This is a genomic window from Streptomyces sp. NPDC054840 (assembly GCF_053611065.1).
On record NZ_JBSGZP010000237.1, the window covers coordinates 1 to 9,914 of the forward strand.

Below are 9,914 nucleotides of genomic sequence, written 5' to 3' on the forward strand. Positions count from 1 at the left end.
CCTTTCAGCAGACGGGCTCCCGGGCCGTGCGGGTCCGGCGCTGGGCCGACTGCCGGTCCGCGATGGCGGGGCGCGCCCCGCCGGGGCAGCGTAGTGGGCAATCGCCCCCCCGCCCCCGAGGTCCGCCCATGGCCCCGAACCCCGTCACGACACCGAGCCGGTCCGATGCCCTGCCCTGGCCCGCCTCCGGCGCGGAGCGGCGGCGGGATCTCACCTGGCTGGCCCCCGTCGCCGCCGCGTACGCCCTCGCCCAGCTGCTCCTGGCCGTTCCGGGCACCGGCCTGGGCTGGGACGAGACCGTGTACGTCAGCCAGGTCGCGCGCGACGCGCCCGCCGCGTTCTTCAGCGCCCCCCGGGCCCGCGGAATCACCTTCCTCGTCGCCCCCGTCCCGTTCCTCACCCCGTCCGTCACGGCCCTGCGGATCTACCTGGCGCTGCTGTCGGCGTCGGCGCTCCTGCTCTGTCTCTGGGTATGGCGGCGCCTGGTCCCCGCGCCCGTGCTCGCCCTGGCCGGTGCCCTCTTCGCCGGTCTGTGGACGACCCTGTTCTACGGTCCGCAGGCCATGCCCAATCTCTGGGTGGCCTTCGGTGCCCTCCTGACCGTCGGCTGCTTCCTGCGGGCCGCCCGCGATCCCGGTGACCGCACCGCGCTCGCCGGGATCGTGGCCGGAGTCGCCCTCGCCGCGCTCATGCGCCCCTCCGACGCGGTCTGGCTCGTCCTGCCCCTGGCCTGCGCCGTGCCGGCCGTCCGTGCCGGGCGGCGGCCCGCGCTGCTCGCGGCGCTCGCGGTAGGGGCGCTGCTCGGAGGCGCCGAGTGGGTCATCGAGGCCGAGCTCCGCTACGGCGGCCTCCTCACCCGGCTGCACCGCGCCGGCGAGATCCAGGGCGGCCTCGGCTGGAACCCGGCGTTCGGCGACCACCTGCGCGCCCTGGGCGGCCGTACGCTCTGCCGCCCGTGCGACGTGCCCTGGTCCCGGCCCGACACCGGCCTGTGGTGGTTCGCGCTACCGCTGTTCACCGCGGGCGGGCTCGTCACCGCGTACCGGGCGGGGCGGCTGCGGCTGTTCCTCGTCCCCACGGTGGCCGCGCTGTCCCTGGCGGCGCCGTACCTGCTGCTGGTCGGGTACGCGGCGCCGCGCTTCCTGCTGCCCGCGTACGCCCTGCTGGCCGTACCCGTCGCCCTGTGCCTGGCCGGGCTGCTCGCCAGGGCCCGCACCCGTCCGTTCGCCCTCGGGGCGCTCTGCCTGGCGCTGGCCGCGCATGTCGCCCTCCAGCTGGCGGTCACCGCCACGCTGGAAGCGCGCAGCAGGGGCAACCGGACGGCGTTCGCCGCGGTGGTCGCCGAACTGCACCGCCAGGGGGTGCGGCCACCCTGCGTGATCAGCGGCGAGGAGGCCGTCCGGGTGGCGTTCCGCGCCGGGTGCGCCTCTCGCCAGGTGTACGGGGGCCACGACGGCAGCATCACCCCCGACGCACTCGCCGCTCTCGCCCGCACCCGGCCCACGGCGGTGCTGGTGGCGGGCGGGGCGCCGCCGCCCGCGTGGGCGCGGGGGTGGCGCCGGGTCCCGCTGCCGGACTTCCCCGGTCCGGGCGGCCACCTCGCCTACCTGGCCCCTTCGGCGCGCCCCGTCCCGGTCGACGGGCACGCGCTACGCGGGAACTGACGCGATGAGCCGCCCGTCGCCCATCGTCGCCGTGCGGTCCATCCGCTCCAGGTGGGCGTGGTCGTGCGTGACCAGCACCGTGGCCGTGGAGCGCTCGCGGGTCAGAGCGACCAGCAGGTCGAGCACGGCCGCGCCGCGTTCGTGGTCGAGCGCGCTGGTCGGCTCGTCGACCAGCAGCACCGCGGGCTCGTTCATGAGGGCGCGGGCTATGTTGATCCGCTGCCGCTGGCCGCCGGAGAGCTGGTGGGGGCGCTTGTCGGCCTTGTCGGCCAGGCCCACCGCGTCCAGCAGCTCCAGCGCCCGCCGGCGCACCGCACGCGCGGGGCGGCCGGAGAGGTGCGCCATGACCTGGAGCTGTTCGGCGGCGGTCAGCGAGGCCAGCAGGTTCGGCTGCTGGAAGACGATGCCGATCTTCTCCCGGCGCAGGGCCGACTTCTCGGCGGGGCCGAGCTTCGTGGTGTCCTGGCCCGCGACGACGACCCGGCCGCGATCCGGGGTCACGAGGGTGGCGGCCACCGCGAGCAGGCTGGACTTCCCGGAGCCGGAGGGGCCGATGACCGCCGTCAGCGTACCGGCGGGCACCTCCAGGCCGACCGCGTCGAGGGCGGTGAGCCGGCTCTCGCCGTCGGGGTAGGTCAGCGTGACGTCGTGGACGAGGAGGGTCATCGGGCGCTCCCGAGGGCGGTCAGCGGGTCGACGGCGGTGATCCGCCGGATGGACAGGGCAGCGCCCAGCGCGCCGAGCAGGATCATGATCGCGGCGGGCACGAGCACCGTGGCGGCGTCGAGGACGAAGGGCACGGGACCGCCGCTGATCAGCGCGCCGAAGCCGGCGGCGAGCGCGGTGCCCAGCCCGGTACCGAGGGCGAGCATCACGACGGCCTGGCCGAGGGCGTCCTTCAGGAGGTACGGGGTGGAGGCACCCAGTGCCTTCAGGACGGCGACGTCCCCGCTGCGCTGGATCGTCCACACCGTGAAGAAGGCCCCTATCACCAGGGCCGAGATGGCGAAGAGGAAGCCGCGCATCAGCTGCAGCGAGCCGTTCTCGGCCTGGTACGAGCCTATGGCGCCCAGGGCCTCGTCCACGGTCCGAGCCTTCGTGGTGGCGGCCTTGTCCGCGGCGGCGAGGTCCACACCGCCACCGGCGGAGACGGCGACGACGGTGGCGAGGGTGTCGATGGAGGTGCCGGGGTTGCCGACGCGCTGCCAGTCGTTGAGGTCCATCCAGACGACCGGGGTGTGGCTGTAGGCGGCGGTCCCGGAGACGCCCGACACGGTGAGTTCCAGCGGGCCGATCTTGAGCTCGGCCCCGGCGGTCAGGCCGCCGAGCTCCTTCGCGGCCTTCTCGGTGAGGACCACCCGGCCCTGGGTGAGGCCGGCGTTCCGCGGTGCGAGCCCCCCGTCGGAGGCCACCCCGAAGACCGAGACCGCGGCGGTGCGCTCACCGGAGACGGCGTTGGTGGTGCGGATGCCGAGCGGCTCGGCCGCCTTCACCCCCGGCCGTTCGCGCCACGCCAGCCAGGCGGACTCGGCCACCTGGGAGTTGGTGAAGGAGACCTTCTGGTCCCCGGTGGGCGCGGCGAAGGCCAGGTGCGTGGCGGGCAGACCGGTGATGGCCGAGATGTTCTCCCGGGCCAGGCCGGAGGTGAGTCCGGACAGCAGTCCCACCAGCAGCGTGATGAGCAGCACGACCGACCCCATGAGGGCGAATCGGCCCTTGGCGAACCGTAGATCTCTCCATGCGACGAACATGTTCCCCACCTTGGTCCTCCGCGTGGACACAGGGCATCGCGCCACAGTGGTGATCCTCGTATCGAAGGGTGCGTCGGGACATCAAACTTTCGGTTGACCGGGGCCGGTCCGCCCCCACTTACGCTGGTCCGGACATGACTGCTCCCGTTTCCTCCGTTTCCCCCACCACCGCCACCCGTGCCCTGACGCCCGTGTCCAAGGTGCTGCGGCTGTGCCTGCACGCGCTGCTCCTCGGCCTGCTCGCACTCGCCGCCGGGCGGGCCGTCACCGACTCCGCGCCCCGGGCCGGCTGGGTGATCGCCGCCTGCGCGGTGCTCGTCGGCGTCTACGCGGGCGGCGTACGGGCCCCCGCGGTGCACAGCTCGCCGCGCGCCGGGGCCCTGTGGCTGGCCGGGCTCGGCGCGGCCTGGGCGGGCCTGCTCGTGGTCTCCCCCGACGGGCTGTGGATCGCCTTCCCGCTGTACTTCCTGGAGCTGCACCTGCTGCGGCTGCGCTGGGGGATCTCAGCCGTCGCGGTGACCGCCTGCGCGGCCATCGGCGGGTTCGTCGCGCACAGCGGCGCGGCGACCCCCGGAGCCTTCCTCGGGCCGCTGCTGGGCGGGGCGGTGGCGGTGGCGACCGTACTGGGCTACCAGGCGCTGTACCGCGAGAGCGAGCGCCGCCGGGAGCTGATCGAGGAGCTGATCACCACCCGGGCCGAGCTGGCCGCGGCCGAGCGGGATGCCGGGATCCTGGCCGAGCGGGAGCGGCTGGCCCGGGAGATCCACGACACCCTCGCCCAGGGCCTGTCCTCCATCCAGCTGCTGCTGCGGGCGGCCGAGCGGGCGCTGCCGACCGAGGCCCCGGCGCTGGAGCACATCGCCCGGGCGCGCGAGGCGGCCCAGGAGAACCTCGCCGAGGCGCGTCGGTTCGTACGGGCCCTCACCCCGCCGGACCTGGAGCACGGGTCGCTCCCGGCCGCGCTGGAGCGGCTGTGCTCGGGGGTCCTCGGACCGCGCGTGCGGTTCTCGCTGAGCGGCATCCCACGGGTGTTGCCCACCCCCTACGAGGTGGCCCTGCTACGGATCGCCCAGTCGGCACTGGCGAATGTGGTGCGGCACGCGCGGGCCGGGCGCGCCGAGATCACCCTGACGTTCATGGACGCCTCGGTGACCCTGGACATCGTCGACGACGGGCACGGCTTCGATCCCTCGTCGGTGTCACCGGGCTCGGCGGGCTCCGGCGACGGCGGTTTCGGGCTGCCCGCGATGCGCTCGCGCGCCGAGACCCTGGGCGGGCTGTTCACCGTGGAGTCCGATCCGGGCCAGGGCACCGCCGTGGCCGTCACCCTGCCGCTGCCCCTCGAACACGCGGAACACGCGGGTCACCGGGATCGCGGGGATCACGCGGAACTCACCGACGCAGTGGAGGCCCTGTGACCGTCCGTCTCCTGCTCGCCGACGACCATCCGGTGGTCCGGGCCGGGCTGCGCGCGGTGCTGGACACCGAACCGGACTTCGCGGTGGTGGCCGAGGCGGCGACAGCCGAGCGTGCGGTGGAGCTGGCCGCGCGTGAACCGGTGGACGTGGTCCTGATGGACCTCCAGTTCGGTCCCGGTCCCGGTATGCACGGCTCCGAGGCGACGGCCCTGATCACCGCCCGCCCGGGCGCGCCCCGGGTGCTGGTGCTGACCACGTACGACACCGACGCGGACATCCTCGCGGCGGTGGAGGCGGGCGCCTCCGGCTATCTGCTCAAGGACGCCCCGCCGGAGGAGCTCGCGGCGGCGGTACGCACGGCCGCGGCGGGCCAGTCGGCGCTGGCCCCGGCGGTGGCGCTGCGCCTGATGGACCGGATGCGGACTCCGGCGGAGGCGCTGACGAAGCGGGAGCTGGAGGTGCTGCAGCTCGTCGCGGACGGCCTGTCCAACCAGCAGGTCTCCAAGAAGCTCTTCCTCAGCCAGGCCACCGTCAAGTCCCACCTGGTGCACATCTACGCCAAGCTCGGCGTCGATTCCCGCACCTCGGCGGTCGCGGCGGCCGCCACCCGCCGGCTGATCCGCACCCCGTAAGGGTGCCCGGGCGGACAGGCCGGGCCGCCTTCGCGCTCCGGGTCCCCGCCGTGGCCGCGGGCGCCTTCCGGGATCGCGCTGACGGGGGGCCGGGGTCCGGCCGACGGGTCCGGCGCGGGTCCGGCGTTGCGGCCCGGCCGTGTTGAACGCAGCCGTGCTGCCCGCCGCCGTGCTGATCGCCGTCCGTTCCGCCCGGCGGTGGCACGGCACTCCGCACGGCCGCGCGCGGCCGGCCCTGCGCGGGAACCGCTCCTACGCCACCCAGTGCGGCCGCTCCACGGACGACGGCAGCGGCACCCCGTCGTGGAAGGCGCTCGCGAGACGGCGGACGCCCTCGTCGAGCCGGTCGGCGGGGAGCGTGTACGGAATCCGGAGCCGGTGTTCGAAGGTGCCCGGGTCCACCCCGAAGCGGGCGCCGCGGCCGATGTACACCCCAGCCGCGGCGGCCCGCTCGGACAGGGCGGAGCTGACCGGCTCGCCCAGGTCGACCCAGAGCGAGAGCCCTCCCGGCGGGACCTGCCAGGACCATTCCGGGGTGTACCGCTGGAGCGCCCGCACGAGGGCCTCGCGCCGGATCCGCAGCTGCGCCAGCCGGGCGGGCAGGTCCCGGTCCATGTCGTCCAGCAGCGGGAGCGCCACCAGTTGGTCGAGCACCGAGCCGGTCATGTCGGCGGAGACCCGCACGGCCGTCAGCTCCGTGATCATCTTCGCGGAGGCCCGGATCCACCCCACCCGCAGCCCGCCCCAGTGCGTCTTGCTGAGCGAGCCGATGGTGATCACGTGGTCCGCGCCGCCGCGCGGGGCGAGGGAGGCCAGCGGCGCGGGGGCGGGCACGTCCAGCGCGATGTCGGCGATCGTCTCGTCCACGACCAGCCAGGTCCCGGTGGCACGGGTCCCCGCGAGCAGCCGGAGCCGCTGCTCCGGCGGCATCAGCACGCCCGTCGGGTTGTGGAAGTCGGGGATCACGTACGCCAGCCTGGGCACGATCTGGCGCAGCGTGGACTCGGCCGTCTCCATGTCCCAGCCCGCGTCGGAGACGGCGATGGATACGGTGCGCAGCCGCGCGTGGCGCAGGGCGTCGAGGGCGTTGGCGTAGGTCGGGTTCTCGGTCACGACCCGGTCCCCGGGACGGCAGAGCAGGCTGACGACCAGCGAGAAGGCCTGCTGGGCGCCGGCCGTCACCAGGATCTGCTCGGGGCGCGTGGGGAGCCCGCGCCGGGTGAACCGGTCGGCGACGGCGGCGCGGAGGTCGGGCAGGCCGAAGGGGTGGTAGCCGGGGGTCCGGGCGAGCTGGGGCAGCCGGTGGGCCGCCCGGGCGAAGGCGGCGGCGAGGCTGTCCTCCGGGGCGCCCATGGCGGCGATGGCGAGGTCTATGCCGGGGTCGCCGTCGGCGCTGTAGCCGCCGGCACCGAGGAGGGCGTGGGCGCCGACCGGGCGGTGGCCGTCCGGGAGCTCGGTCCAGGTGCCGGAGCCGCGCCGGCTGCGGACGTAGCCGCTCTCGCGCAGCAGGTCGTAGGCGCCGGTGACGGTGGCCCGGCTGGCACCGACCGCCTCGGCGAGCTCGCGTTCGGCGGGCAGCCGCACGTGCAGGGCGATGCGGCCGTCGAGGATCAGCGTGCGGACGGCGTCGGCGAGCGCCCGGTAGCCGGGGCGGGCCAGGACGTCGGCGGGCAGCAGAGCCACGAGCCGGCGGCCGCCCATGGTTCTGTCCGCTGTCTGGACCACTCGCCCGTTTGCCATGCCAACCTCCCCCGATTGGCTCTGACGGCCAGGCCAATCGAGGACCCAGACTCGCCGCATTGGCCTTCGATTGGCAAGGAGATACCGAGATGATGACCGACCGTGACGAACGGGCCCTACTGGCCGCCACCGAGACCCGGATCGCCCGTCCGCTGCGGATCGGGGCCGCGCTGGCCTCCGTCCGGCGCGCCCTGGCGCGGCGGTCGGACGCGCCCGCGCAGGGGCGAGAATCGGTGGCATGTCATCCCCCACACATTCCGATCCGCCCGATCCGCCCCTGATCCCGGGCTCTCCCGTGATCGCGGGCCTGCTCCTGGCGGCCGGCGGCGGCCGCCGGCTCGGCGGGCGGCCCAAGGCACTGCTTCCCTATCGCGGCCGCCCGCTGGTCGAGAACGCCGTGCGGGTCCTGCGCGAGGCGGGCTGCGGCCCGGTGCACGTGGTGCTCGGCGCCTCGGCGGCCGAGGTCCGCGAACGCGCGGACCTGGCCGGCTGCGTGGTCGTGGACAACCCGGACTGGGCGCAGGGAATGGGCTCCTCCCTGCGCGTCGGCCTCACCTCCCTGGCCGGTACGGGCGCCGGCGCGGCCCTGGTCTCGCTGGTGGACCAGCCGGGCATCGGCCCGGCGGCCGTGGCCCGGGTGCTGACGGCGTACCGCTCCCCGACGAGCCTGGTGGCGGCGGCGTACGACGGGGAGCGCGGCCACCCCGTGCTGTTCGGCGCGGACCGCTGGGCCGACATCGCGGCGACGGCGACCGGCGACAAGGGCGCGCGGGTGCATCTTGCGCGACATGCCGGGGAGCTCATGCTGGTGGAGTGTGGGGACATCGCGGAGGCCTTCGACATCGACACGCCGCCCGACCTGGCACGACTCCTCTGAGCACGGCGTGACGGCCATGGCACTGAGGGCCACCGGGAAGCGGAATCTGTCGACTCGGAGAATCTCGATATCAACAAACCATTGAACTTCCACCATGAGGAAATTACTATCCACTGGTCAGAAGCGCCCTGAACCCCCAGACGGCGCCCGCGACCGTATTCCGGAACTCTCCACACCCGACGGCACTGCGTGCCGTCTCGCGCGAGCATTCCCCCGCGGCCGCCAGGCACCGCCGCTGAAGGAGTGACAGATATGTCCGCACCAGCGCCGTCCCCGCTGGCCATCGTCGACGCCGAGCTCCTGCCCCGGCAGGACGAAGTCCTCACCGAAGCGGCCCTCGCCTTCGTGGCCGAGCTCCACCGGCGGTTCGCCCCCCGCCGTGCCGAGCTCCTCGCCCGTCGCGGCGAGCGCCGTGCCGAGATCGCCCGGACCTCCACCCTCGATTTCCTCCCGGACACCGCACAGGTCCGCGAGGGCGACTGGAAGGTGGCGCCGGCCCCGGCCGCGCTGAACGACCGTCGTGTGGAAATCACCGGTCCGACGGACCGCAAGATGACCATCAACGCCCTGAACTCGGGCGCCAGGGTCTGGCTCGCCGACTTCGAGGACGCCTCCGCTCCCACCTGGGAGAACGTCGTCCTCGGCCAGCTCAACCTCATCGACGCCTACGAGCGTCGCATCGACTTCACCGATCCCCGCACCGGCAAGGCGTACGCGCTGAAGCCCGCCGACCAGCTCGCCACCGTCGTGATGCGGCCGCGCGGCTGGCATCTGGAGGAGCGTCACCTGCGGTTCGAGGGCGGCCCGACCTCCGGCTCCCTCGTGGACTTCGGCCTGTACTTCTTCCACAACGCGAAGCGCCTGATCGACCTCGGCAAGGGCCCGTACTTCTACCTGCCGAAGACGGAGTCACACCTGGAGGCCCGCCTCTGGAACGACATCTTCGTCTTCGCCCAGGACTACGTCGGCATCCCCCAGGGCACCGTCCGCGCGACCGTCCTCATCGAGACGATCACCGCCGCGTACGAGATGGAGGAGATCCTCTACGAGCTGCGCGACCACGCGGCCGGCCTGAACGCGGGACGCTGGGACTACCTCTTCTCCATCGTGAAGAACTTCCGTGACGGCGGCGAGAAGTTCGTCCTGCCGGACCGCAACGCGGTGACGATGACCGCCCCGTTCATGCGGGCGTACACCGAACTGCTGGTCCGCACCTGCCACAAGCGCGGCGCGCACGCCATCGGCGGCATGGCGGCCTTCATCCCGTCACGCAAGGACGCCGAGGTCAACAAGGTCGCCTTCGAGAAGGTCAAGGCGGACAAGGACCGCGAGGCAGGCGACGGCTTCGACGGTTCCTGGGTCGCCCACCCCGACCTGGTCCCGATCGCCATGGCCTCCTTCGACGCGGTGCTCGGCGAGAAGCCGAACCAGAAGGACCGGCTGCGCGAGGACGTCTCGGTGGCCCCCGGCGAGCTCATCGCGATCGATTCCCTGGACGCGCGGCCGACGTACGAGGGCCTGCGCAACGCGGTCCAGGTCGGCATCCGGTACATCGAGGCGTGGCTGCGCGGCCTCGGCGCCGTCGGCATCTTCGGTCTGATGGAGGACGCGGCCACCGCCGAGATCTCGCGCTCGCAGATCTGGCAGTGGATCAACGCGGGTGTCGTGTTCGAGAACGGCGAGACGGCCACGGCCGAACTGACCCGCAGGATCGCCGCCGAGGAACTGGCCGCCATCCGCGCCGAGATCGGCGAGGAGGCCTTCGCGGCCGGCAAGTGGAAGCAGGCCCACGACCTTCTCCTCCAGGTCTCCCTCGACGCGGACTACGCGGA

The 9,914-nt window shown here is 73.9% G+C and carries 9 protein-coding genes; 6 read left to right on the forward strand and 3 right to left on the reverse strand.

All coding sequences use genetic code 11. The annotated features are described in order from the left end of the window. Window positions 1–128: 128 nt before the first annotated feature. On the forward strand, window positions 129–1,664 hold the full coding sequence (locus ACWGIU_RS18495; RefSeq protein ID WP_453707075.1) for a hypothetical protein: 1,536 nt from the start codon (window positions 129–131) through the stop codon (window positions 1,662–1,664). Here ACWGIU_RS18495 and ACWGIU_RS18500 read toward each other — a convergent pair. After that, on the reverse strand, window positions 1,650–2,330 hold the full coding sequence (locus ACWGIU_RS18500) for an ABC transporter ATP-binding protein (RefSeq protein ID WP_453707077.1): 681 nt from the start codon (window positions 2,328–2,330) through the stop codon (window positions 1,650–1,652). The two genes, ACWGIU_RS18495 and ACWGIU_RS18500, sit on opposite strands and share 15 nt — an antisense overlap. Beyond that, entirely contained in the window at window positions 2,327–3,415 is a 1,089-nt protein-coding gene (locus tag ACWGIU_RS18505; RefSeq protein WP_453707079.1) for an ABC transporter permease, read from the reverse strand. Before ACWGIU_RS18505 ends, ACWGIU_RS18500 begins: the two co-directional genes overlap by 4 nt. Before the next feature lie 134 nt (window positions 3,416–3,549). On the opposite strand from ACWGIU_RS18505, the gene ACWGIU_RS18510 reads away from it, so the two are divergent. Then, window positions 3,550–4,833 carry a sensor histidine kinase gene (locus tag ACWGIU_RS18510; protein WP_453707081.1) on the forward strand — a complete coding sequence of 428 codons (1,284 nt, stop codon included), beginning with the start codon at window positions 3,550–3,552 and terminating at the stop codon, window positions 4,831–4,833. Continuing rightward, entirely contained in the window at window positions 4,830–5,465 is a 636-nt protein-coding gene (locus ACWGIU_RS18515) for a response regulator (protein WP_453707083.1), read from the forward strand. The genes ACWGIU_RS18510 and ACWGIU_RS18515 overlap by 4 nt, the downstream gene beginning before the upstream one ends. Before the next feature lie 252 nt (window positions 5,466–5,717). Here the strand turns inward: ACWGIU_RS18515 and yczR are convergent, their stop codons facing one another. Next, window positions 5,718–7,205, reverse strand: coding sequence for a MocR-like transcription factor YczR (gene yczR / locus ACWGIU_RS18520; RefSeq protein WP_453707084.1), 1,488 nt, complete (start codon window positions 7,203–7,205; stop codon window positions 5,718–5,720). Between the two features lie 89 nt (window positions 7,206–7,294). On the opposite strand from yczR, the gene ACWGIU_RS18525 reads away from it, so the two are divergent. From ACWGIU_RS18525 to aceB, 3 genes are all read left to right on the forward strand, one after another. Continuing rightward, complete coding sequence (locus tag ACWGIU_RS18525) at window positions 7,295–7,486, forward strand: hypothetical protein (RefSeq protein ID WP_453707085.1); 192 nt, start codon at window positions 7,295–7,297, stop codon at window positions 7,484–7,486. Then, window positions 7,444–8,082: a nucleotidyltransferase family protein gene (locus ACWGIU_RS18530; RefSeq protein WP_453707087.1), complete on the forward strand. Its 639-nt coding sequence runs from the start codon at window positions 7,444–7,446 to the stop codon at window positions 8,080–8,082. The genes ACWGIU_RS18525 and ACWGIU_RS18530 overlap by 43 nt, the downstream gene beginning before the upstream one ends. A 252-nt stretch (window positions 8,083–8,334) precedes the next feature. After that, on the forward strand, window positions 8,335–9,914 hold a 1,580-nt coding region (gene aceB / locus ACWGIU_RS18535), incomplete at its 3' end, for a malate synthase A (protein WP_453707089.1).

Coding starts and splice junctions, on each gene's coding strand:
- ACWGIU_RS18500 (WP_453707077.1), bottom strand. CDS start 2,330: ATGACCCTCCTCGTCCACGACGTCACGCTGACCTACCCCGACGGCGAG.
- ACWGIU_RS18505 (WP_453707079.1), bottom strand. CDS start 3,415: ATGTTCGTCGCATGGAGAGATCTACGGTTCGCCAAGGGCCGATTCGCC.
- ACWGIU_RS18510 (WP_453707081.1), top strand. CDS start 3,550: ATGACTGCTCCCGTTTCCTCCGTTTCCCCCACCACCGCCACCCGTGCC.
- ACWGIU_RS18495 (WP_453707075.1), top strand. CDS start 129: ATGGCCCCGAACCCCGTCACGACACCGAGCCGGTCCGATGCCCTGCCC.
- ACWGIU_RS18530 (WP_453707087.1), top strand. CDS start 7,444: ATGTCATCCCCCACACATTCCGATCCGCCCGATCCGCCCCTGATCCCG.
- ACWGIU_RS18525 (WP_453707085.1), top strand. CDS start 7,295: ATGATGACCGACCGTGACGAACGGGCCCTACTGGCCGCCACCGAGACC.
- yczR (WP_453707084.1), bottom strand. CDS start 7,205: ATGGCAAACGGGCGAGTGGTCCAGACAGCGGACAGAACCATGGGCGGC.